The following is a 21,862-nucleotide window of genomic DNA, read 5'->3' as shown; positions in this document are numbered from 1 at the left end:
CAGGCTATGCGGACGCCGCGGTGAGGCGGTCGAGCTGGTCGCGGGTCAGGGTCGTCCGGGCTGCCTCGATGAGCGGCGGGAGTTGGTCGAGGGTCCGCGCGCTCGAAATGGGCGCGGCGACGGTCGGCTGGGCGGCGAGCCACGCGAGCGCCACGGTCGCGACGGCGGTGCCCTGCTCCTCGGCGACGAGGTCGAGCGCGGCCAGGACCCTGCGCCCGCGCTCGGTGTCCAGGTGCTTGCCGGCGCGACCGGCGCGCGCGCTGCGCACCGTCGTCCCGGGACGGTACTTGCCGGTCAGGAAGCCCGACGCGAGGCCGTAGTAGGGGACGGCGGCCAGCCCGAACCGTTCGGCGAGGTCGCGTGGGGTGAGGAAACGGCGACGGGCCGGCCCCCGTCCGGGGGAGCCGGCCCGTCGCCGTCGCCGCGGCCTACTTGCGGAGCAGGTTGCGGAGGACGTACTGGAGAATGCCGCCGTTGCGGTAGTAGTCCGCCTCACCTGGGGTGTCGATGCGGACGGTGGCGGTGAACTCCCTGCCGTCGGCCTTGACCGTGACCTCGTCCGGGACGCCGCCCTCGTTCAGCGCGGTGACGCCGGTGATGTCGAACGTCTCGGTGCCGGTGAGGCCGAGGGACTCGGCGGACTCGCCGTCCTTGAACTGCAGCGGCAGGACGCCGAGGCCGATCAGGTTGGAGCGGTGGATGCGCTCGTAGGACTGGGCGATGACGGCGCGGACGCCGAGCAGCGCGGTGCCCTTCGCCGCCCAGTCGCGGGACGAGCCGGAGCCGTACTCCTTGCCGGCGATGACCACGAGCGGGGTGCCCTGCGCGGCGTAGTTCTGCGCGGCGTCGTAGATGAACGCCTGCGGGGCACCGTCCTGGGTGAAGTCGCGGGTGTAGCCGCCCTCGACATCGTCCAGGAGCTGGTTGCGGAGCCGGATGTTGGCGAACGTCCCGCGGATCATGACCTCGTGGTTGCCGCGGCGCGAGCCGTAGGAGTTGAAGTCCTTGACCGCGACGCCGTTGTCCTGGAGGTACTGCGCGGCGGGGGTGCCCACCTTGATGGACCCGGCCGGGGAGATGTGGTCGGTGGTGACCGAGTCGCCCAGCTTCGCCAGGACGCGGGCGCCGTGGATGTCGGCGACCGGCTCCGGCTCGGCGCCCATGCCGTCGAAGTACGGGGCCTTGCGGACGTAGGTGGACGCGGCGTCCCACTCGAACAGGTCGCCGGTCGGGATGTCGAGGCCGGTCCAGCGCTCGTCGCCCTTGAAGACGTCGGCGTAGCTCTCGGCGAACATCTCCTGCCCGATGGACGACTCGACGATCGTGGCGACCTCGTCCGGCGCGGGCCAGATGTCGCGCAGGTGCACGGGCCCGTCCGCGCCCTCGGCGATCGGGTCGTTGAGGATGTCGACGTCCATCGTCCCGGCGAGCGCGTAGGCGATGACCAGCGGCGGCGACGCCAGGTAGTTCATCTTCACGTCGGGGCTGATGCGGCCCTCGAAGTTGCGGTTGCCGGACAGCACCGCGGTGACCGCCAGGTCGTTGTCGTTGACGGCCTGGGAGATCTCCGGCTGCAGCGGGCCGGTGTTGCCGATGCAGGTGGTGCAGCCGTACCCGACCAGGTTGAAGCCGATCTTGTCGAGGTACGGGGTGAGGCCGGCGCGCTCCAGGTAGTCGGTGACGACCTGGGATCCGGGCGCGAGCGACGTCTTGACCCACGGCTTGCGGGTCAGGCCCTTCTCGACCGCGTTCTTGGCCAGCAGCGCGGCCCCGACCATCACGTACGGGTTGGACGTGTTGGTGCAGGACGTGATCGCGGCGACGGCGACGTGCCCGTGGTCGATCTCGAACGTCGTCCCGTCCTCCAGCGTGACCGGGACGCGGTTGTGCGGGCGGCTCGCACCGTTCGTCCGGTGCTCGCGCGGCTTGTCGCCCTCGCCGCCGTGGCCGATCGCCGGGGAGTCCGACGCGGGGAACGACTCGTTGGACGCCTCGTCCGCCGGTCCCTGCACGCTGCTCGCGTAGTTCTGCACGTCCCGGCGCCAGGTCTCCTTGGCCTCCGACAGCGCGATGCGGTCCTGCGGGCGCTTCGGGCCAGCCAGCGAGGGGACGACCGTCGCGAGGTCCAGTTCCATGTACTCGGAGAACTCGGGCTCCACCGAGGGGTCGAGCCACAGGCCCTGCGCCTTGGCGTACGCCTCGACGAGCGCGATCTGCTCCTCGTCCCGTCCGGTGAGCCGCAGGTACGACAGGGTCTCGTCGTCGATGGGGAAGATCGCGCAGGTGGAGCCGAACTCGGGGCTCATGTTGCCGATCGTGGCGCGGTTGGCCAGCGGCAGCGCGTGCACGCCCTCGCCGTAGAACTCGACGAACTTGCCGACCACCCCGTGCTCGCGGAGCATCTCGGTGATGGTGAGCACCAGGTCCGTCGCCGTCGTCCCGGCGGGCAGCTCACCGGTCAGCTTGAAGCCGACCACGCGCGGGATGAGCATCGAGATCGGCTGGCCGAGCATCGCGGCCTCCGCCTCGATGCCGCCGACGCCCCACCCGAGCACGCCGATGCCGTTCTCCATCGTCGTGTGGGAGTCGGTGCCCACGCACGTGTCGGGGTAGGCCACGCCGTTCCGGTCGAACACCACGCGCGCGAGGTGCTCGATGTTCACCTGGTGCACGATGCCGGTGCCGGGCGGGACGACCTTGAACTCGTCGAACGCCGTCTGGCCCCACCGCAGGAACTGGTACCGCTCCCTGTTGCGCTCGTACTCCCGCTGGACGTTGCGCTCGAACGCGTCCGGCGAACCGAAGTAGTCGACGATCACCGAGTGGTCGATCACCATCTCGGCCGGCGCCAGCGGGTTGATCTTGGACGGGTCGCCGCCCAGGTCCCGCACCGCCTCGCGCATCGTCGCCAGGTCCACCACGCACGGCACGCCGGTGAAGTCCTGCATGATCACCCGGGCGGGGGTGAACTGGATCTCCTTGCTCGGCTGCGCCGTGGGGTCCCACTGGGCCAGCGCCTGGATGTGCTCGGCGGTGACGTTCGCGCCGTCCTCGGTGCGCAGCAGGTTCTCCAGCAGCACCTTCAGGCTGTACGGGAGACGGGCCGCGCCCTCGACGGCGTCCAGCCGGTAGATGTCGTACGACCTGTCGCCAACCTGCAGCTTGTCACGGCTGCCGAAGCTGTTCGCGGACACGGACTCCTCCTCAGTCGCCACCGCGCGTCCGGTCCGGGACATGAGCGCGCGGCGCTCGTCTTGTTTCCTCGATGGGCCCTCCACCCCGGGGGCCGCGGCGGTCGGCGCGCGGCGGGGCGGGTGCTCGTCCTCCTTGATCCTGCCCTAGTCGGCCTTCTCACCGGGAATCAGGCCCGCCTAACTTCCGCCGCTTTTCTCTCGACGTCAAGCTATCTCCACTTTATCTCGACATCGAGCTACTTGAGCGCCCGGCGGACCCGCTCGGGCACGGGCGACGGCTCGTACCCACCCGGCGTGACGCTGACCAGCACCAACTCCCCCACCCCAAGGGCACGGTCACCGACACTGAGCCCGATGCGGACATCGAACGAGGTGCGCCCCCACCGCGTGACCGCCGGCCGCAGGTCGACGACCTCGCGCACACGAGCCGGAGAGTCCCACTCCATACCGGCCTTCTTCACCGCGTAGTCGAACCCGTCGAGGTACTCCTCGCCGAGCGCGTGCTGGAGCCACATGTCCATGGCGTCGTCGATGTAGGCGAAGTAGTTGGCGTTGAACACCACCCCCTGCATGTCGCAGTCGGCGTACCGAACCCGAACGCGATGCACGAACCCGAAATCCCCATCCTTCTCACCCATGCGGCCACGCTAGCGCCGGACTCAGCGACGAAGCCTCGCCCACGCAACCATCCCTTCCTCGGTCGCCACCGCCGCCACACTGATCGAAATGAGATGGCGCCTAACCAGCGTCTCTGGCCACCCACCGTGGCTTGGAACTCGGCGGGAGCGGTTCTTTCTAAGGGACCAGTTGGTGCAGCCGGGATGGTTGCGCGTCACCTTCATGAGATCGCTAGCCTCATGGCATGGCGGTGGCCCGACCAGCCTGCGATCGTGGATGGCTTGCTCACTGCGCCCAACGAGCTGCGGGCGGCCGTGGCAGACGCATCACTTCTCGCCTAACGCTGCCCCCGCTGACCGAGCAGCAGGAAGGCGCGTTCGCCGCCCGGGACCTCATGCACCTACCGCAGGATGCGCGCACCGATGATGGCGGTCCGGGTTCTAGGGCACGCAGTGCGAGGTGGCCGGGCGCGAAGAAGGCACGGGCCGAGATCTCGAACGCCAAGGACAAGGACCACCTCACTTGGTGAGCAAGCGCCGCCGTCGGCAGCTTGAGAGATCGTGATCGACAGCTCGTGAATCTTGCTTACGCTCCGATCTTGTCGGTGATGATCTCTAACATGGGTCCGCCTTCAAGAAATCGTCGACATGGGGACCTGTTCATGGACCGCGCTCTCGTCAAGATCATTGATGGCCCGTTCGCCGACTTCGAGGGTGAGGTCGTCTCCGGCGACAGGGACAAGGTGCTGGTGCGGTTGACGATATTCGGCCGGGAAACAACGGTGGATATCCGCCGTGACCAGTTGGAGACCCCGATGGGGATCGAAGCACTGCGGCGGCTGGGAGAGCGAGACGAAGACATCGTCGCGCTGCTGCGGAGCCGGATCACTGAACAGCACGACGACTTGGCCAAGGTGCAAAGTTTCGATTTCTTCCTCAAACGAGTTGATAAACCGGAAGATGACCTGGTCGCGGAATGGGATGCCTACGTCACGTGCCGCGCCGAAGCGGAGATCCGTGCCGAGGGGCTGAAGGTGACCGCGCTGAAGCGGTTCGATGAGGAAGTGGCGTTCTTGCCGGCCGACGAGGCGGCCGCGCGCGTCGAGGGCGACCCTGAAAACTGGCTTCCCGCGGACGCCGTCAGGCAACGGCAGCGCTCGCAGTATCCAGATCCCGAAGGCTCCGACCCGGAGTCGCGGCTGCTGGCGGTGATCTCCGGAGAAGCTCCTCCTCCACCGTCGCCGATGGAGCAGGCCATGGAGCGGCGAATCCGTGCGCGGTCGGCTGCGGATATGCGGGATTACACGGTATGGAGGACCTCCGTCCGGCCTCCAGGACAGCACGCGCAAGCCCGGTCAGACGCTTTGGCCCAGGTAGAACGGGAACGGGCAGCGATCGAGGAGCGGTTCGCCCGGGACTGGGGCGTGGAGCTACCGGATTCGATCTTCCGGTTCTGGGCGTTCCTCCAAGCCTGCGGGCCGATCGAGCGGCAAGCTCTGGACGATCTGGAGCTGTGCCCCTTCGGGATCATGGACCTGTTCGACGCACCCGCGCACCGACCTCGTGACGGCATCGACGTGCGCGTGCACGGCCGCTACTACCGTGATCCGCCGGAGTTCCTCACGTTCATGCACGGCGGCACCGACGGGCTGCACTTCGGCCTGTGGTTCGACGACGGCCGCACCTGCGATGGAGTCACCGCCTATTACAACAATGACGGCGGCGGCGTGGGCCTCCCCAGCGGCACCCCACTCGAAGCCGTACGAGCGACCCTCGAAGTGCACTGGCACCACGTGAACGACCCGGCGTACATCGGCGAAGACGACGACACCAGGCCCTACGAAACGGAGCTGGCCGAAAGACGACACCGAATCCGGCTGCTCCGCGAATTCCTGATGACCTTCGAAACCGGCGACCATCCCGAGGAAGGCGAAGAGTACGACGATGCCACCAAGGTCTCCCAGGCGATCCTGGACCACGGACACCCGAACCGGATCCAGACCCTGGACGGCGGTGGCGCGCTCGTCCACGGCGAGACCGCCATCGACCGCAAGAGACAGAAACCCTACGACGACTACGAATTCTGCACGAACCTAAGAAGGGAGCTGACCGAAGACCCTGCCGCCCTCGAAACACACATTGCAGAGGCCCGCAGGCGCTGCGCCGCCGGGAACCCCGCCGACGCTCTCACTCTCGGCCGTGACCTGCACTGGATAAGCGGAGGCGATGCGAAGCTTGAACGCCACGCCAACGAACTTCTCGTCTCCGCCTACAACACCCTCGGCCGCCCCAACCTCGCCGCAATCGCCGGAGCCCACCACCGCCACCGCGGTCTCCCCCAAGTCGGCGTTCTTCGAGACCACTGAGCCCGGGGGTATCTCTTCTAGCGTGGAAATGATCTTGGTGGGTAGATGATCGACAGGGAGATCATCCATCGAATTCGGGGGATTCGAAGCCATGACCGTGATCGAGGGAGATGGGAGTGTCGCCCGGTCTGGGGCCGGTGCCGGTGGGATGGTGCCGATGCCGGCCGGGAGCCGGGATGTGCCGATCCGGGAACTGCTGAGCGATGAGGTGCTGGACCTGCTGGCCGAGCGTTCCCGCGACGAGGCGGGCAGCTGCGTGTGACCGGCGAGGGGTCGATGCTCGGCGAGCTGGTCAAGGCCGTCCTGGAGCGGGCGTTGGAGGGCGAGTTGACCGCGCACCTGGGGCTATGACAAGCACGACAATTCCGGCAATTCCCGCAACGGGCGTGGCAAGGGCAAAACGGTGCAGACCGGGGTCGGCCCCGTCCGGTTGTCGGTGCCGCGGGACCGGGCCGGGACGTTCGAGCCGGTGCTGGTGCCCAAGCGGGCCGCGCGCATCGCCGGCGGCCTGGACGACATGATCATCAGCCTGTATGCGCACGGCATGAGCGTGCGCGACATCCTGCACCACCTCAGGCCCGCGGGCACTTCCCCACCGACGACGCCGTGGTCAAGCTACTCTGGCTGGCCATCATCAACATCGAGGACAAACGCGCCCGCGAACGCGCCGTCAAACGCCACAACGGCGACGAGCACGCCTTCGCACCCGCACGCCTCGTCGAGGGACAACGCGCCGCCGGATGGCGCGAAGCACTCAACGAACTCGCCGAGGCCTATCCAGGACGCATCAGGTAAAGCCGACTTCACCGTCTACCTGCAAGGTCTTCCACACCTGAAGTGGCTCCGCATGCGCTGCGTGAATCACTGGCGGTCGGGGCGGACGATGTGCCAGGCGCCGGAGGGCGTGACCCAGATGAGCAGGCCGGGCCAGATTTGGAAGAGCTTCCAGTCGGGACGCTGCTTGAGCCTGTGGTGGCGTCTGCACAGGGGAGCCAGGTTGCAGCGGCAGGTGATGCCGGGCTGCCAGGGCACGGTGTGGTCGAGGTCGCAGCGGTGCGAAGGCTGGTTGCAGGTAGGGAAAACGCAGGTCGCGTGCCGCGCCTCGACCTCCCGGCGCATCCGGGCGGGCGGGCGATACCCGGGGCGTCCGTGAGTCAGCTCCTCGCCTTGGCAGGCCAGGTCACGAGCAGCGGCAAGTCGGTGGTGAATGCGCTGCGCGGCCCGTCCGACGGCCAGTTGCCTGCCTTGGGGACGAACCCTTCCGCGTGCTTCGACAAGAAGCTCATCGGCGATGTTCGCGAGTGACGCCAACTCCGCATCGACCCTGGCGCGGTCGGTATCGCCACCGCCTTCGCAACACTCGTGGCCACTCCTGTGACCGGCAAGGGCCTCCCCCGCTCCGGCAGCCTGCGTGCCGACTGCGTACGCCTTGGTGAGGAGGTCGCGGGTGGCGTCGGGAAGCTGGACGCCTTGTAGGAGTCGGGTGGCCAGGTCTACACGAATGGCGTTGAGAGTACGCGTATCACCGTCGGTCTTGAGACCGTGAGCGACAGCAGTGATCTTGTTGTAGATCGCGTGAGCATCTTCGACGGCCAGATCGCACAGCGCCAGGTCGGCCGTTCCGGACGGGTTCTCCCACAACTCCATCCGTCGCCTACGCACCGCCTCCCGCTTGCGTTCTTCGATCGACTCGGGTGCCAGCCGTTGCGCGATGCGCTTGATGCGACGGCGCAATTGCCCCGTGGTTTGGTCGGACGCCCTCTCCAGTGCAGCGGCCTCGACCAGTTCGGTGGCGTGATCGGGAAGGTCGTCGGTAACGTCGCAGATAACGCGGGCTCGGGCCAGGTCGATCCGCCCGGCTTCGAGTGCCGCGCCGGTCGCGGCCAGCGGCCCGGTGAGACGTTCGGCCAAGTGCACCAAAGTGGCGGCGGAGTGGCTGGTGATCGTTAGAGCCGCAGCGACCTCTTCGGTGACCGACTCTTGCGCGGACAGAATTCGATAGTCGAGATCCCCGACATCCTCCGCTGCGGTGCGACGTCGGTGAAGCTCGGCGATGGCGGCCAATTCCGAGGCCTGCGCCCACGAGGCATGGCGGCGAGCCGCTTGAGCGACCTCAAGAAGTTCATCTTCACTGAGGTCACCAAGACGCTCTCTTCGCTCAGGAAGCCGGGCGGCAGGCAGGGCCGACGCCCGCACTCCACCTCCACGCCTCTGATCGGCAATTACAACGGGCATCGACAACATTTTCACCCCCACCCTGAACTCTTTCAATTCTACGCCACGATTCCATCAACAGGGCTTGACAATAAAGGACATGCCACGCCAACATCACATCTTTCTTTGACTTTCTTTAATCGATGACTCGCGACCAAGTCAAGAGAAAGCACTTTCGTAGCGCACACTGGCCCTCCAATGGCAAGTAGGGCGGTGGCCGCCTGTATACTTCGGCACCTGGCAAGATCACGCTATTACTGGAGTTCCAGGAAATGGGATACACCCATTACTACAGGTACGCGCCTTCCGACCCGGCGCTCCGTAGCGCGTGGCCGCGCATTGTCGCCGACGCCCGCCGCATCGTGGAACGCGTAGGGGCCGGCGGTATCGTCGTCAACGACATCCCCGATGACCTTCCGCCCGTGACCGATGAGCGCATCCTGTTCACCGGCAGCGTCGCAGACGAACTCGATGGCGAACCGCTCGAAATACGCCCCACGGCCGATCACCCGCAGCCCTTCCAGTATGACCCGCCGAGGAGCATCCGGACCTTCTGCAAGACTAACCGTCACCCCTATGACCTGGCGGTATGCGCAGTGCTGCTGCGCTGCCACATGCTTGCTCCCGAGGCGTTCTACATCGACAGCGACGGCGAATGGGCCAACGGCGCCACGAAACCACCCCCTTTGGGCCTGAGCCCTCGCGCCCTGGTCGCAGAACTCTTCGGAGACGTCCCGACCGCCAACCCCTTCACCCCGACCTGACCAAACAATCCACTCAGCAACGCTAAGGCTCACGACTTACTGATGTCTGGCCGCGCGAAGCGCGGCAAAGACAGGATCACGCACCAACCCGACACGCTAAATCCCGACCTCAACCCAGCGACCTCAACCAACGTGACAGCAACCGGCAACAAGACAAGCGAGCGCACCCACCTACGGAAGGCACTTCAGCCGTCCACAGACCGGCATCACACGAAACCGATAAGAGAGGCCCCAGCCGCGCGACCACCTCGACGGGCTGGGCCGCTCGCCGGGAAGCACCGCGATCGGAGAGCCGATGCGCGTGAGCTACCCGCCGCGCAGGGGGCGCGGTTGGCGAAGTAGTCCAGCGTGGAGAAAATGTCGAAGTTGGCCGTGGATAGAGCAACAAGGGGCGGGACATGGGTGTCGATTGGGTGCAGATGCGGCAACGCCCGGGAATCTCCGCAGCATCGTTCGACGAGGCGATCCGCGCGCAGACCGCGCAGTTCGTGGCGTCCGGCTGCTGGTTCTCCGATGAGTTCGGCCACATCGCGCGTCCCGCACCAGCAACGCCAGGACCACGGATCACCGAGATGGTCCACGTCAACGATCGTCCTGGCAACACGCATCGAGTGAACGCGCTGGTCCTGACACCGTTACTGCCCGCCGAATGGCGCTTCGCCATGTACCGCAGCTTCCTGCCGGAAGATTTGGCGCGACACATCAGCCGATGGCGCGCCCATATCGATGAAGTGCGGGCAGGCGGTCACCGCGCGTACCTGCAAGCCTGGTACGCCTACACGATTTCCCAGCGGCTTGCCGAGGAATGGACCACCCTTCGGCAACTAGCAACTAACGCCAGGACACGCACGAACGCCTGGGCCGTCCGCCCCGCGTTGGTCGAAGTGCGCGAACGCATCACCGTGATGGCGGAACCGACCGTCAGCCCGCCACCCCGCTGGAGACGCTCACATGACCCACACCCCATCGACGCAACACCGTTCGTTGAGCTGGCGCGCGAGTGGAACAGGCGCGTGCCGGCCAACCAGAAGGTGCACGTCCCCAAGCCGCCGAGCTATGAGGAGTTCCTCGACGACCCCTCGCCGGACGACACGCTTGTGTGGCTGGAAGCGTCGGCCGAGGAGGGATACGGCGTCCTCCTCGATTGGTGAGCCCGAGCGAAGAGTTCCGACACAGAGGCGGCGGCGGGATCCCTATCGCGCCTCACTGTCCTGGCGGAGGAGGGCTGACAAGCAGAGGCGGCGCAGTCCGGCCGCGGTGATCCTGAGCCCCATCGGCTCCCCGTCGATCTCGGTCCAGACCACGAAGTCATCGAGCGTGGCACCCGCGTAGAGAACCCAGCGGGGAACGCCGTCGCCCCGCTGGGCGACGATGTCCTCAAGGGCATCGAGGGCCCTCCGAGCCGCCCGGTCACGATAGGTCGCACCGTTCGGGATCACGGCGTAACCGGGGTCCCGAATGATCAACCGGAGGTTCGCGACGGCTTCTTCGTCATCGCCTCCGGCGCCGAGGGCGCCGGGGGCGGCGCGACCGTCCGCTTCCAACTCCGCTCGGAGCGCGCCGTCCGGATCCAGGACGTCGCGCAGCGCCGCGTCGGCCTCCGCGTCGTCCATTTCCACGAAGTGGCCGAGGTCGAGCGCCGCGATGGCCGCGCGGCGTTCCTGGTCCCCGCCTCTGCGCGCCAACTCTGCCAACGCGTTGACGGTGCCCGATGCGCTCACTTTCACCATTGCCTGGAGCACCGGGTGGCGAGCCCTGATGTCGTTCTGGCCGTCAAGAGTGTCGATCAGCACCTGCCTCGCGACCGGACCGCTGAGGCGACCCAATGCGGGGGTCGCGGCATCCCTGTCACGAAGCAGAGCAAGCAGTGCTCCGGCCGCTTCCGACCCGGCCACTGCCACCAGCGGGCTCAACAGCGGTTCGCGCAACCCAGAGAACTCACCGTCGGCCAGCACACCGATCAGCGCGTCCTTGGCGGAGGGATCCCCGATCCGTCCCAGTGCCCCGGCCGTGATGGAACTGATCGTCTCGTAGCTGGAAAATCTGGTGGCGCGGCCGTTCTTGTCACGGATCCGGCCTGTTTCGACGAGCAGCGGCACGAGTACCGGCACGGCGCGAGGATCACCGATCTTGCCCAGCATTCTGCTGACCTCGGCACGAACGGCCCCGACCGGATGGCCGAGAAAAGGGAACACCGAATCGATCGCCGTGTCTCCGACGATCCTTTCTAGAGCCTCGCGGGCCCGACTGTAAACAAGAACGTCGCCGTGCCCGAGAAAATCCGCCAACCTCGCCACATCGCGTTTCTGCTCAAGCCTGTCGACTTTCCGTTTAAGCCTGTTGAGCTTTCGATTCTGGGAGCCGGGGAACATGCGCCCACTATGACAGAAGGACGGAGCGCTGGATCGGGCCGGCGCAGGCGCCGGAAGCCCAGCCGATCCGGCCGCCCGCTTGACGCATACCCATATGGGCATATGATGACGGCCATGGCACGAGCAGCGACGACGTCGGACGTGTTCAACGCGATCGCCGAGCCGCAGCGCCGGGAGATCCTGGTGCTGCTGCGGGCGGGCGAGCTGCCGGTGACGGAGCTGGCCCGGGAGCTGGGAATGACCCAGCCGGGGGCGTCCAAGCACCTGCGGGTGCTCCGGGAGGTCGGGCTGGTACGGGACCGCAGGGCGGGCAAGCAGCGCCTGTACGGCCTGGACGCCCGCGGGCTGCGACCGGTCCACGAGTGGACCGGCGGGTTCGAGCGGTTCTGGAACGAGAGCTTCGACCGGCTGGACGCCTACGTGCAGGACCTCAAACAGGCGAAACAAGAGGAGTGACCTATGGCAGCCACGGAACCCGGCACGCCGGCGCGGTCGGCGACGGCCGACCGCGAGGTCGTGATCTCCCGGGTCATCGATGCCCCGCGGGAGCTGGTGTTCGAGGCGTTCACCGAAGTCCGGCACCTGTCGCGATGGTGGGGGCCGGAGGGATTCACCACCACCACGCGGGCGTTCGAGTTCCGCGTCGGCGGGGCGTGGGACTTCGTGATGCACGGGCCGGACGGGACCGACTACCAGGAGTGGATCTCCTGGACCGAGATCACCCCGCCCGAGCGGATCGCGCTGCTGCACGGCGAGTCCGGCGACGACCCGAACGCCTTCGAATCCGTCCTGACGTTCGCGCCCGCGCCGGGCCGCCCCGACGGCGCGGCGACCCGGATCCAGATGCGCACCGTGTTCCCCACCAAGGAACTGCGCGACGAGGCGGTCGAGAAGTACCACGCGATCGAGGGCGGCCGGCAGACCCTGAACAACCTCGCCGCCTACATCACCGAACTCCTCCTGAAGGGAGATGACAGCTGATGGCCGGAAAGGTGTTCTTCAGCGTCTCGATGTCGCTGGACGGGTTCATCGCGCCCGAGTCCCCCGAGGAACTGATGGGGCGGCAATGGATGGAACTCCAGGCGTGGGTGTTCCCGCTGCGTTTCATGCGGGAGAACCTGAAGCTCGGCGAGGGCGGCGAGGAGGGGCGCGACAACGACATCGCGCGGGAGACCTTCGAGCGCACCGGCGCCAGCGTGATGGGCAAGCGCATGTTCGACGCCGGCGAGCGGGCGTGGCCGGAGGAGGCGCCGTTCCACACGCCGGTCTTCGTCGTGACGCACGAGAAGCGCGATCCCTGGCACCGGCCGGGCGGGACCACCTTCCACTTCGTCAACGACGGCATCGAGGCGGCGCTCGACCAGGCCCGCCAGGCCGCCGGCGACCGGGACGTCCGCATCGCGGGCGGCGGCGCGACGATCCTGCAGTACCTCAACGCCGGCCTGGTCGACGAGTTCTCGATCGCGCTCTCACCCGTGCTGTTCGGCTCCGGAGTCCGCCTGTTCGAGGGGGTGGACGCCGGCCGCGTGGCCCTGGAACCGGTCCGCACGGAGCACTCCCCCAGGGTGACGCACCTGACCTACGCCGTCCGGGAGCGGTGAGACCCTCCCCGCGAGCCGTCCGGGAATGGTGAGCCTCGTGAACCGTCTCCATCTCGCCCACATCGATGAGTTCTGCCGCCCGGCGTGGTCTCGTCCATGGAAGGCCCTGACAGAGGCCGGGGCCGACACGCGGGGAGGACACACCGTGACAGCACAGTCCAAGAGCGCGAAGAGCACGCCGCTCGACAAGGAGTTCACCGAGATCCTGCGGAAGAGCCCCGCCAAGGGCGGCTGGACCTACGTCATCTGGCCGGAGTCGGCCGAGTTCTTCGGTACCCGCGGCCTGGTGAAGGTGACGGGGACCATCGACGGGCACCCGTTCCAGGGCTCCTTCATGGCCCTGGGCGACGGCAACCACAAACTGGCCGTGAAGGCGGAGCTCCGTGAGGCGCTCGGCAAGGAGGAAGGCGACAAGGTCACCGTCCACCTCACCGAACGCCTCGGCTAGCCGGGCGGGGCGTGGTCAGAGGGAGTCCCAGAACGCGCAGTTGCTGGTCCGGGAGGTGTCGGTGCGGTGGATGCCGCGCGCTCCCGGGGCCAGCGACAGGACGTCGCCCGGTGACCGGAAGCGCGGCCAGTGCGGTGCGTGCCGCGCCTTCGGCCTGCCGTTCCAGGCGAAGGACGTCCAGTAGCCGACCATCGCATCGGAGAGCCGCTGCTGCCGCGGGTCGAGTTCGCCGAGCAGTCCCGGGAACAGGAAGGTCAGCTCGGTGGCGTGCTCGGCGCCCTCGTCGAATCCGGGGACGTCGATGAGCGGCGGTGCGGTGCGGTCGGCGAACTGGTACGCGTAGACCGGGACGCCCGCGCGTTCGAGCAGCTGGAACGCGTCTTGGTGCAGGCAGGTGGAGAGCGCGCCGCCGGCGTCGGTCTGGATGGTGGCCAGCGCGATCCGTGGATCGGAGTAGTTCCGTGCCGGATACCGAGCGAGCACCGCGCCGGCGGCGTCGCCGTACGTCGAGCGGACGATGCTCTCGTACTGCGCCTCCGTCATGGGGTTCGGGTGGAGCAACGAGACGTACAGCCGCATCTCGTCCAGCGTGTTGCCGTGCATCACCGGCACCCGGTTGAAGCGCCCCTGCTCGATGGCCTTCTCGGGTTGCAGTGGCAGCACGCGGTCGCCGCCGGCGACGGGCCCGGCGCTCATCCCCGCCGCGTCGAAGGTCTCCAGCAGCGTCTTGACGGGCACGTCCCGCAGGCATGCGGCGTTGTCCACCGGCGAGCCCTGGTCGCACCCCACGGCCTTGGCGAGCGATGCCGCGTCGGCCTCTGCCGAGGCTTCGGTCCGGACGGGGGTGGCGCAGCTGAAGCTTTCCGGTATCACCTTGTGGAACAGTCCGGCCGCAGACGGCGAGGCGAGGTTGGCGCAGGAGTCGGCGGCACCGGCGGATTCACCGAACAACGTCACGTTCCGAGGATCCCCGCCGAAGGCCCTGGCGTTGCGCTGCGCCCAACGCAACGCGGCCTGCTGGTCGAGCAGTCCGTAGTTGCCTGCCTGGTAGCGCCGATCGGCGCCGTTCTCCAGGCCGGGGTGCGCGAGCCAGCCGAGGGGCCCGAGGCGGTAGTTGACGGTGACGACCACGACGTCGCCGTCCACCGCGAGCTTGGCCGCGTTGTAGACGCTGCCGCTACCGGTCGTGTTGCCGCCGCCGTGGACCCACACCATGACCGGCAGCCCGTGCCGCCGGTGTGCGCGGTCAGGGGTGGTGACGTTGAGGTACAGGCAGTCTTCGCCGTAGGTGGTGTCGCCGCCGTAGGGCGGGGCGAGCTGTGCGCATTGGCTGCGCGGGGACGTCGCGTCGTAGGTGCCCTGCCACGGCCGCACCGGTTGCGGCGGTCTCCAGCGCAGGCTCCCCGTCGGAGGCGCCGCATAGGGGATGCCTTGGAACAGCCGATAGCCCGGTTGCGGTTGGCCGCGCACCAGTCCGCGGTCGGTGCGGACGACGGCGGACGGATCCGTTGGACGCTGCTGGGCCACGGCCGGCGCGGCCCCGGCGAGAAGGAGAGCGGACGCGAGCAGGGAGATGCCGGTGAGCCTCACAGGGCCCCCTTTCAGCACGGCGCTTCTGGCAGCCCCCCGAGCCGGGCACGGCACCGAACCCCGCGCCCCGGACTCAAATTAGAACTTGATTCTAAGATAGATGCAAGCCCCGATACAGGCGGGGATTCACCACCGCTGGCGGGACTCCTCCGCCCACCCGGTGAGGTCGTCGAAGTCGATCCAGGTGCCGCCGTCGGTGCGGGCGCGCCCGCTGAAGTGGCCGAAGCACTGCTGGGGTCTCGATGCCGACCGTGCCGACGATGCCGAGTTCCGTCCGCGCGACCCGCTCGTGGAACGGACGGAACTCGGCCTCGACCCGCAACCCCACTGATCGTCCGGTCGCGTGCCGGTTCCGGGCGGCCTTTCCCGGGTTGTCGCGGCGCGGAATCCTGGACCGGTTCAGGCCCGGGACACGCATCGTTTAAATAAGTCCATACCTCGGCCAGAGTTTCTCTCGTGCCGGACCTGCCGATCTCCTCTAGGTGATCATTGAACCGTCCTGGAGCGCCGAGGAGCACGACCGCGCGCTGGACCGGCTCGCGGCGCGGGAGAACTTCCCGGTGGCGGCGCGGCTGCTCCCGGCCCGGCACCGCGCCGACCTGCGGGCCGTGTACGGCTTCGCGCGGCTCGTCGACGACATCGGCGACGAGGCGCCGGCGGAGCAGCGGCCGAAGCTGCTCGGCCTCGTGGACGACGACCTGGACCGCGTGTTCGCCGGACGGACGCCGAACCTGCCGCAGTTAAGGCGGCTGGCGCGGACGGTGCACGCGCACCGGATCCCGGAGGAGCCGTTCCGCGACCTCGTCCAGGCAAACCGGCAGGACCAGACCGTCCACCGGTACGACACGTTCGAGGAGCTGAAGGGGTACTGCGCCCTGTCGGCCGCGCCAGTGGGACGGATCGTGCTGCGCGTGTTCCGCGCACACACGGCGCGGCTGGAGGCGGCGTCCGACGACGTCTGCACGGCGCTGCAGATCATCGAGCACTGCCAGGACGCCGGACAGGACTACCGGAGCGGGCGGATCTACCTGCCCGGCGAGGACCTGCGGCGGTTCGGCTGCGCCGAGGACGACCTGGCCCGCCGGGTGACGCCGACGCGGCTGCGCGGCGTCCTGGCACTGCAGGCCGGGCGTGCCCGCGACCTGCTGGACGGGGGCGCCGGGCCGCTGATGGCGGGCCTGACCGGGTGGGCGCGCTTCGCCGTCGCCGGCTACGTGGCCGGGGGACGCTCGGCGCTGTCGGCTCTGGAACGCGGGCGTTTCGACGTGCTCGCGCATCCGCCGCGTCCGCGGCGGGCCGCCCTGCCGGCCCGCTGGGCGCGCGCTCTTGGAGGGAGAGGGCGATGACGGTTTCGGAGGCTTGCGAGCGTTCCGAGCGGGTTGCCGAGGCGTACCGGCACTGCGAGCGGGTGGTGCGCGACGAGGCCCGCAACTTCGCCTACGGGATCCGGCTGATGCCGGCCCCGAAGCGGCGGGCGATGAGCGCGATCTACGCGTTCGCGCGGGGCATCGACGACATCGGGGACGGGCCGGAGCCGGCGTGCGTGCGGCTCGACCTGCTGGACCGGTCGCGGCAGCGGCTCGCGACCGTGCAGGAGGTGCTGCGGCGGCGGCTGGACGTCCGGGCGCTGGAGGGCCACCCGGTGCTGACGGCGCTGGCGGACGCGGCGGGCCGCTACCCGATCCCGCTGGAGGCGTTCGAGGAGCTGATCGACGGCTGCGAGAACGACGTCCGCGGCGCCGACTACCGGACGTTCGACGACCTGCTGCGGTACTGCCAGCGGGTCGCCGGGACGGTCGGGCGGCTGTCGCTCGGCGTGTTCGGGCCGGACGGCCGGCAGCGGGCCGAGGGGCTCGCGGACTCGCTCGGCGTCGCGCTCCAGCTCACGAACATCCTGCGCGACCTGCGCGAGGACCGGATGGCCGGGCGGACCTACATCCCGGCGGAGGACCTGGCCCGGTTCGGCTGCACGCTGGAGCTGGACGAGTCGGGCGCGTTCGTCGACCCGCCGTGGCGGCTGAACGAGCTGATCGGCTTCCAGGCGGAGCGGGCGCGGGCCTGGTACGCGGAGGGGCTGCGCCTCCTGCCGCTGCTGGACCGGCGCAGCGCGGCGTGCACGGCGGCGATGGCCGGCATCTACCGGCGGCTCCTGGAGAACATCGCCGAGCGCCCCCAGCTCGCGCTGAACGCGCGGGCGTCGCTGCCCACCTGGCAGAAGGCCGTCGTGGCGGCCCGCGCGCTGTCGGGGGTGGAGCGGTGAGCGCCGCCGGAGCCCTGGGGGTGGGCCGGTGAGCGTCGTCATCGTCGGAGGAGGGCTCGCCGGCATCAGCGCCGCGATCGCGCTCCAGGAGTCGGGCGTGCCGGTGACGCTCGTGGAGTCCCGGCCATGGCTGGGCGGCGCCACGCACTCGTTCACGCGGGGCGACCTGAGCGTCGACAACGGCCAGCACGTGTTCCTGCGGTGCTGCTCGGCGTACCAGGGGCTGCTGCGCAGGCTGCGCGCCGATCACCTCGTCGACGTCCAGGACAGGTTCGACGTCCCCGTCCTGCGGGCGGGGGCGGAGCCGGCGCGGCTGCGGCGGTCGCCGCTGCCGAGCCCGCTGCACCTGCTGCCGGCGCTGGCCGGGTACGCACCGCTGTCGCCCGCCGACCGGCTCCGGGCGGTGCGCGCCGCGGCGGCGCTGCGGCGCCTCGATCCCGCCGACCCCGCGCTCGACACGCTGTCGGCCGGGGCATGGCTGGCGCAGCGGGGGCAGCGGCCCTGGGTGCGGGACGCGCTGTGGGGGCTGTTCATCACGTCCGCGCTGAACGCCGAGGTGGACGAGGCGGCGCTCGGGCTGTCGGCGATGGTGTGCCGGCGGGCGCTGTTCGGCCGCGCCGACGCCGCCGACATCGGGCTGCCGCTCGTCCCGCTGGAGGAGCTGCACGGCGGCCCGGCGCTGCGGCGGATCGCCGAGATGGGCGGGACCGTCCGGCTGAAGGCCAAGGTCGAGGCCGTCACCACCGACCCGAAGGTGGTGGTGGACGGGACGCCGATCGCCGCCGACGCGGTGATCCTGGCGGTGCCGCACGAGGCGGCGGCGCGGCTGCTGCCCGCGCAGGCGCTGCCGGAGCCGCTGCGCTGGGCCGAGCTGGACGCGAGCCCGATCGTGAACGTGCACGTCGTCTACGACCGCAAGGTCACGGACTTCCCGCTCTCGCGTGGGGGGACGACCCCCCACACGCCCCGGAACAACCTTTTCTCGCGTGGAGGGACGACCCCCCACACCCCCCGGAACGACCTTTTCGCCGCCGCGGTCGGCTCCCCCGTCCAGTGGGTCTTCGACCGGACGGCGGTGAGCGGGCTGCGCCGCGGCCAGTACCTCGCGGTCTCGCTGTCGGCGGCCGACCGCTGGATCGACATGCCGACCGCCCGGATCCGGTCGCGGTTCGTGCCGGAGCTGCGGCGGCTGCTGCCCGCCGCGTGGGACGCCGAGGTCCGGGAGCTGTTCGTGACGCGGGAGCGGCGCGCCACGTTCCGGCAGCGTCCCGGTTCCGCCGCCGCCCGGCCGGGGCCGGTGACGCGCGCGCCGGGCCTGTTCCTGGCCGGCGCGTGGACCGACACGGGCTGGCCGGACACGATGGAGGGCGCGGTGCGCAGCGGTCTCACCGCCGCCCACCTGGTCCGCCGCCATCTCAGGAGCACGCGCCGGGCCGAGGAGAGGGTGAGCGTCCGATGACCACCGTGCCGGTCTCGCTCACCGACGTCCGCGAGCTCGTCGACGGGGCGCTGCGCGCCGCGGTCGGCCGCCTCGACCCGCGCACGTACCGGGTCGCCGCCTACCACCTCGGCTGGACCGACGAGGAGGGCCGTCCGCGCAAGGAGCCGGCGGGAAAGGCGCTGCGCCCGGCGCTCGCCCTGCTGTCCGCGCGCGCCGCCGTGGCGCCGCCGGAGAGCGCCCTGCCGGGAGCGGTCGCCGTCGAGCTGACCCATGCGTTCTCGCTCCTGCACGACGACATCATGGACCGCGACCGGACGCGCCGGCACCGGCCGGCGGCGTGGACGGTGTTCGGCGAGGCGTCCGCGATCCTGGCCGGCGACGCGCTGCTCGCCCTCGCGGCCGAGGTGCTGCTGGAGGCGCCCGGCCAGGGCTCGGCGCGGGCGGCGCACGCGCTGTCCACCGCGACCCGCCGCCTCATCGCCGGCCAGTCCCTCGACATGGACTTCGAGACGCGCCGGCAGATCGGCGTGGACGAGTGCGTCGCGATGGCGTCCGGCAAGACGGCCGCGCTGCTGGCGTGCTCCTGCGCGATCGGGGCCGTCCTGGACGGCGCCTCCGAGAAGCTGTGCGCCGCGCTGCAGGGGTTCGGCGAGGACCTCGGCATCGCGTTCCAGCTCGTGGACGACCTCCTCGGCATCTGGGGCGACCCGGAGATCACCGGCAAGCCCGCGCTGTCGGACCTGCGGTCCCGCAAGATGTCGCTGCCGGTCGTCGCCGCGCTGAACTCCGGCACCCCGGAGGCGGCACGGCTCTCCGATTTGTACGCGCGGCCGGACCCGTCGGAGGACGACCTGGCCGAGACGGCCGCGCTCGTGGAGGCCGCGGGCGGGCGCGCCTGGGCCGAGATCGAGGCCGAGAGCCGCATCCAGCGGGCCGCCGAGCACCTCCTCGACGCCCGGTTGCCCGACCCCGTCCGCGCCGAGTTCCTGCACATCGCCGACTTCGTCACCTGCCGGGACCACTGATGACGACCACAGAGCCGACCACGGAGACCGCCGCAGCGCCCACCACGGCGCCCACCACGACCAGAACGGCCGCGGAGGCCCTGGACGCCGCGCGCGAGCACCTGCTCCTCCTCCAGTCCCCCGAGGGATGGTGGAAGGGCGAGCTCCAGACCAACGTGACCATGGACGCCGAGGACCTGCTGCTGCGCGAGTTCCTCGGCATCCGCACCGGCGAGGACACCTTCGAGGCGGCCCGCTGGATCAGGTCCCAGCAGGCCGCCGACGGCACCTGGGCGAACTTCCACGACGGCCCGCCGGACCTGTCCACCACCACCGAGGCGTACGTCGCGCTGCGGCTCGCCGGGGACCTCCCCGACGCGGGCCACATGGTCCGCGCCGCCGCCTACATCCGCGGCGAGGGCGGCGTCCCGGCCACCCGCGTCTTCACCCGGTTCTGGCTGGCGATGTTCGGCCGCTGGCCCTGGGACGAGCTGCCGGTGCTGCCGCCGGAGATGATGTTCCTGCCGCGCTGGTTCCCGCTGAACGTCTACGACTGGGCGTGCTGGGCGCGGCAGACGATCGTCCCGCTGACCGTGGTGGGCGCGCTGCGTCCCGTCCGGCCGCTGCCGTTCACGCTGGACGAGCTGTACCCGGACCACGACGTCCCGCGCCCCCGCGGGCGGCGCCTGCCCGGATGGGGCGAGGCGTTCGAGGCGCTCGACAGGGCCCTGCACGTGTACGAGCGGCGCCCGCTCAGGCGCGTGCGCAGGGCCGCGCTCCGCCGCGCCGCCGAGTGGATCATCGCGCGGCAGGAGCGGGACGGCTCGTGGGGCGGGATCCAGCCGCCGTGGGTGTACTCGCTGCTCGCGCTGCACCTGCTCGGCTACGGGCTCGACCACCCGGTGGTCCGGCGAGGGCTGGACGGCCTCGAACGCTTCACGATCCGGGACGAGTCGGGGCGGCGGCTGGAGGCCTGCCAGTCCCCCGTCTGGGACACCGCGCTCGCCATGAACGCGCTGGCCGACGCGGGCCTGCCCGCCGGGCACCCGGCCCTGGAGCGGGCCGCCGAGTGGGTGATCGGCGAGGAGGTGAGGGGGCCCGGCGACTGGTCGGTCGGGCGGCCCGGCCTGCCCCCGGGCGGCTGGGCGTTCGAGTTCGACAACGACTGCTACCCCGACACCGACGACACCGCCGAGGTGGTCATCGCGCTGGACCGCGTCCGCCACCCGCGGGCGGAGCCGGCGATCGAGCGCGGTGTGCGCTGGATGGCCGGGATGGTGTCGAAGGACGGCGGGTTCGGCGCGTTCGACGCCGACAACACCCGCGCGCTATGCCGCAGGCTGCCGTTCTGCGACTTCGGCGAGGTGATCGACCCGCCGTCCGCCGACGTCACCGCGCACGTCGTGGAGGCGATGGCGCGACGCGGCATGGCGGACTCGCTGCTGGTGAAGCGGGCCGTCGTCTGGCTGCTGAGGGCGCAGGAGCCGGACGGTTCGTGGTTCGGCCGGTGGGGCGCCAACCACGTGTACGGGACGGGCGCCGTCGTGCCCGCGCTGATCGCGGCGGGCGTCCGGCCGGAGAAGCCGGTGATCCGGGACGCGGTCGGCTGGCTGGAGCGCCACCAGCGCGACGACGGCGGCTGGGGCGAGGACCTGCGCTCCTACCGGGACCGGTCATGGGTCGGGCACGGCGCGTCCACCCCGTCCCAGACCGCGTGGGCGCTGATGGCGCTGCTCGCGGCCGGCGAGCGCGGACCGTCGGTCGAGCGCGGGATCCGCTGGCTCGTCGACCGCCAGCGGCCGGACGGGACGTGGGACGAGGACCACTTCACCGGCACCGGCTTCCCCGGCGACTTCTACATCAACTACCACCTGTACCGCCTGGTCTTCCCGCTGTCGGCCCTGGGCCGCTACCTGAGCGGAGCCGGCTCGTCCCCCGCACGGCCCGGCGCCGCCGCGGACGGCGGGCACAGCGACCCGGAAGGGATCTAG

21 protein-coding genes and 2 pseudogenes are annotated in these 21,862 nt (G+C 69.9%); 16 read left to right on the top strand and 7 right to left on the bottom strand.

Translation table 11 applies throughout. The features are described 5' to 3' along the window. Positions 1–4: 4 nt before the first annotated feature. The 3 genes from BM339_RS07150 to BM339_RS07140 all read right to left on the bottom strand — a co-directional run bounded on the left by BM339_RS07150 (position 5) and on the right by BM339_RS07140 (position 3,832). Positions 5–496, bottom strand: coding sequence for an aldo/keto reductase (locus tag BM339_RS07150; RefSeq protein ID WP_083597379.1), 492 nt, complete (start codon positions 494–496; stop codon positions 5–7). Beyond that, positions 429–3,194 carry an aconitate hydratase gene (locus BM339_RS07145; RefSeq protein ID WP_075020596.1) on the bottom strand — a complete coding sequence of 922 codons (2,766 nt, stop codon included), beginning with the start codon at positions 3,192–3,194 and terminating at the stop codon, positions 429–431. Before BM339_RS07145 ends, BM339_RS07150 begins: the two co-directional genes overlap by 68 nt. 236 nt (positions 3,195–3,430) lie before the next feature. After that, complete coding sequence (locus tag BM339_RS07140; RefSeq protein ID WP_021596216.1) at positions 3,431–3,832, bottom strand: acyl-CoA thioesterase; 402 nt, start codon at positions 3,830–3,832, stop codon at positions 3,431–3,433. Positions 3,833–4,473: 641 nt separating this feature from the next. Here BM339_RS07140 and BM339_RS07135 point away from each other — a divergent pair. The 4 genes and pseudogenes from BM339_RS07135 to BM339_RS49655 all read left to right on the top strand — a co-directional run bounded on the left by BM339_RS07135 (position 4,474) and on the right by BM339_RS49655 (position 6,972). Next, positions 4,474–6,177 (top strand): KOW domain-containing RNA-binding protein, encoded by a 1,704-nt coding sequence (locus BM339_RS07135; RefSeq protein ID WP_075020296.1) that lies wholly within the window; start codon positions 4,474–4,476, stop codon positions 6,175–6,177. Between the two features lie 91 nt (positions 6,178–6,268). Continuing rightward, positions 6,269–6,439 carry a hypothetical protein gene (locus BM339_RS52820; RefSeq protein WP_177287639.1) on the top strand — a complete coding sequence of 57 codons (171 nt, stop codon included), beginning with the start codon at positions 6,269–6,271 and terminating at the stop codon, positions 6,437–6,439. After that, a pseudogene (locus BM339_RS51175) lies at positions 6,424–6,751 on the top strand (transposase); the annotation flags it as partial. The gene BM339_RS52820 and the pseudogene BM339_RS51175, both read left to right, overlap by 16 nt. A 32-nt stretch (positions 6,752–6,783) precedes the next feature. Beyond that, the gene (locus BM339_RS49655) at positions 6,784–6,972 is read left to right on the top strand and encodes a hypothetical protein (RefSeq protein WP_177287638.1); all 189 of its coding nucleotides are present in this window, start codon (positions 6,784–6,786) and stop codon (positions 6,970–6,972) included. A gap of 66 nt (positions 6,973–7,038) precedes the next feature. On the opposite strand, the gene BM339_RS07125 is transcribed toward BM339_RS49655, so the two are convergent. Continuing rightward, positions 7,039–8,241 (bottom strand): HNH endonuclease signature motif containing protein, encoded by a 1,203-nt coding sequence (locus BM339_RS07125; protein WP_075020294.1) that lies wholly within the window; start codon positions 8,239–8,241, stop codon positions 7,039–7,041. On the opposite strand from BM339_RS07125, the gene BM339_RS49650 reads away from it, so the two are divergent. The 3 genes from BM339_RS49650 (at position 8,218) to BM339_RS07115 (ending at position 10,306) form a co-directional block, all read left to right on the top strand. Further along, on the top strand, positions 8,218–8,538 hold the full coding sequence (locus BM339_RS49650) for a hypothetical protein (protein WP_177287637.1): 321 nt from the start codon (positions 8,218–8,220) through the stop codon (positions 8,536–8,538). The genes BM339_RS07125 and BM339_RS49650 overlap by 24 nt on opposite strands. 125 nt (positions 8,539–8,663) lie before the next feature. Next, the gene (locus BM339_RS07120) at positions 8,664–9,155 is read left to right on the top strand and encodes a hypothetical protein (RefSeq protein ID WP_075020293.1); all 492 of its coding nucleotides are present in this window, start codon (positions 8,664–8,666) and stop codon (positions 9,153–9,155) included. A 398-nt stretch (positions 9,156–9,553) separates the two neighbouring features. Next, a complete protein-coding gene (locus BM339_RS07115) occupies positions 9,554–10,306 on the top strand; it encodes a hypothetical protein (protein WP_143118310.1) in 753 nt (250 codons plus the stop codon). A 42-nt stretch (positions 10,307–10,348) separates the two neighbouring features. On the opposite strand, the gene BM339_RS07110 is transcribed toward BM339_RS07115, so the two are convergent. Then, the gene (locus tag BM339_RS07110; protein ID WP_177287636.1) at positions 10,349–11,527 is read right to left on the bottom strand and encodes a HEAT repeat domain-containing protein; all 1,179 of its coding nucleotides are present in this window, start codon (positions 11,525–11,527) and stop codon (positions 10,349–10,351) included. A 114-nt stretch (positions 11,528–11,641) separates the two neighbouring features. Between BM339_RS07110 and BM339_RS07105 the strand changes: the two genes are divergently transcribed. The 4 genes from BM339_RS07105 to BM339_RS07090 all read left to right on the top strand — a co-directional run bounded on the left by BM339_RS07105 (position 11,642) and on the right by BM339_RS07090 (position 13,576). After that, positions 11,642–11,983: an ArsR/SmtB family transcription factor gene (locus BM339_RS07105; RefSeq protein WP_075020290.1), complete on the top strand. Its 342-nt coding sequence runs from the start codon at positions 11,642–11,644 to the stop codon at positions 11,981–11,983. Between the two features lie 3 nt (positions 11,984–11,986). After that, positions 11,987–12,508: an SRPBCC family protein gene (locus BM339_RS07100; RefSeq protein ID WP_075020289.1), complete on the top strand. Its 522-nt coding sequence runs from the start codon at positions 11,987–11,989 to the stop codon at positions 12,506–12,508. Beyond that, entirely contained in the window at positions 12,508–13,128 is a 621-nt protein-coding gene (locus tag BM339_RS07095; RefSeq protein ID WP_075020288.1) for a dihydrofolate reductase family protein, read from the top strand. The genes BM339_RS07100 and BM339_RS07095 overlap by 1 nt, the downstream gene beginning before the upstream one ends. A 145-nt stretch (positions 13,129–13,273) precedes the next feature. Beyond that, the gene (locus BM339_RS07090; protein WP_021599394.1) at positions 13,274–13,576 is read left to right on the top strand and encodes a DUF1905 domain-containing protein; all 303 of its coding nucleotides are present in this window, start codon (positions 13,274–13,276) and stop codon (positions 13,574–13,576) included. 15 nt (positions 13,577–13,591) lie between these two features. Here BM339_RS07090 and BM339_RS07085 read toward each other — a convergent pair whose 3' ends face one another. Continuing rightward, positions 13,592–15,166, bottom strand: a complete 1,575-nt coding sequence (locus tag BM339_RS07085; RefSeq protein WP_075020287.1) for a carboxylesterase/lipase family protein — start codon at positions 15,164–15,166, stop codon at positions 13,592–13,594. A gap of 126 nt (positions 15,167–15,292) precedes the next feature. Next, positions 15,293–15,358 (bottom strand): annotated as a pseudogene (locus BM339_RS51170) (hypothetical protein); the annotation flags it as partial. Positions 15,359–15,648: 290 nt separating this feature from the next. Between BM339_RS51170 and hpnC the strand changes: the two are divergent. Genes hpnC through shc form a run of 5 tightly spaced genes read left to right on the top strand, consistent with a single transcriptional unit; the run spans position 15,649 to position 21,862 of the window. After that, on the top strand, positions 15,649–16,512 hold the full coding sequence (hpnC, locus tag BM339_RS07075; protein ID WP_083597367.1) for a squalene synthase HpnC: 864 nt from the start codon (positions 15,649–15,651) through the stop codon (positions 16,510–16,512). Beyond that, complete coding sequence (locus BM339_RS07070; RefSeq protein WP_024936513.1) at positions 16,509–17,426, top strand: phytoene/squalene synthase family protein; 918 nt, start codon at positions 16,509–16,511, stop codon at positions 17,424–17,426. The genes hpnC and BM339_RS07070 overlap by 4 nt, the downstream gene beginning before the upstream one ends. Before the next feature lie 28 nt (positions 17,427–17,454). Then, positions 17,455–18,885, top strand: a complete 1,431-nt coding sequence (hpnE, locus tag BM339_RS07065) for a hydroxysqualene dehydroxylase HpnE (RefSeq protein ID WP_024936512.1) — start codon at positions 17,455–17,457, stop codon at positions 18,883–18,885. Further along, complete coding sequence (locus tag BM339_RS07060) at positions 18,882–19,892, top strand: polyprenyl synthetase family protein (RefSeq protein ID WP_021598196.1); 1,011 nt, start codon at positions 18,882–18,884, stop codon at positions 19,890–19,892. Before hpnE ends, BM339_RS07060 begins: the two co-directional genes overlap by 4 nt. Continuing rightward, a complete protein-coding gene (gene shc, locus BM339_RS07055) occupies positions 19,892–21,862 on the top strand; it encodes a squalene--hopene cyclase (protein WP_075020286.1) in 1,971 nt (656 codons plus the stop codon). The genes BM339_RS07060 and shc overlap by 1 nt, the downstream gene beginning before the upstream one ends.

The sequence above is a fragment of the Actinomadura madurae genome, from assembly GCF_900115095.1.
In the GTDB taxonomy this organism is placed as follows: domain Bacteria; phylum Actinomycetota; class Actinomycetes; order Streptosporangiales; family Streptosporangiaceae; genus Spirillospora; species Spirillospora madurae.
Note: the sequence above shows the minus strand (reverse complement) of the source record. Positions and strands in the feature narration are given on the sequence as shown.

Coding starts and splice junctions, on each gene's coding strand:
- BM339_RS52820 (WP_177287639.1), top strand. CDS start 6,269: ATGACCGTGATCGAGGGAGATGGGAGTGTCGCCCGGTCTGGGGCCGGT.
- BM339_RS07140 (WP_021596216.1), bottom strand. CDS start 3,832: ATGGGTGAGAAGGATGGGGATTTCGGGTTCGTGCATCGCGTTCGGGTT.
- BM339_RS07120 (WP_075020293.1), top strand. CDS start 8,664: ATGGGATACACCCATTACTACAGGTACGCGCCTTCCGACCCGGCGCTC.
- BM339_RS07135 (WP_075020296.1), top strand. CDS start 4,474: ATGGACCGCGCTCTCGTCAAGATCATTGATGGCCCGTTCGCCGACTTC.
- BM339_RS07070 (WP_024936513.1), top strand. CDS start 16,509: ATGACGGTTTCGGAGGCTTGCGAGCGTTCCGAGCGGGTTGCCGAGGCG.
- BM339_RS07100 (WP_075020289.1), top strand. CDS start 11,987: ATGGCAGCCACGGAACCCGGCACGCCGGCGCGGTCGGCGACGGCCGAC.
- BM339_RS07105 (WP_075020290.1), top strand. CDS start 11,642: ATGGCACGAGCAGCGACGACGTCGGACGTGTTCAACGCGATCGCCGAG.
- BM339_RS07115 (WP_143118310.1), top strand. CDS start 9,554: ATGGGTGTCGATTGGGTGCAGATGCGGCAACGCCCGGGAATCTCCGCA.
- BM339_RS07060 (WP_021598196.1), top strand. CDS start 18,882: ATGACCACCGTGCCGGTCTCGCTCACCGACGTCCGCGAGCTCGTCGAC.
- BM339_RS07095 (WP_075020288.1), top strand. CDS start 12,508: ATGGCCGGAAAGGTGTTCTTCAGCGTCTCGATGTCGCTGGACGGGTTC.
- shc (WP_075020286.1), top strand. CDS start 19,892: ATGACGACCACAGAGCCGACCACGGAGACCGCCGCAGCGCCCACCACG.
- BM339_RS07110 (WP_177287636.1), bottom strand. CDS start 11,527: ATGTTCCCCGGCTCCCAGAATCGAAAGCTCAACAGGCTTAAACGGAAA.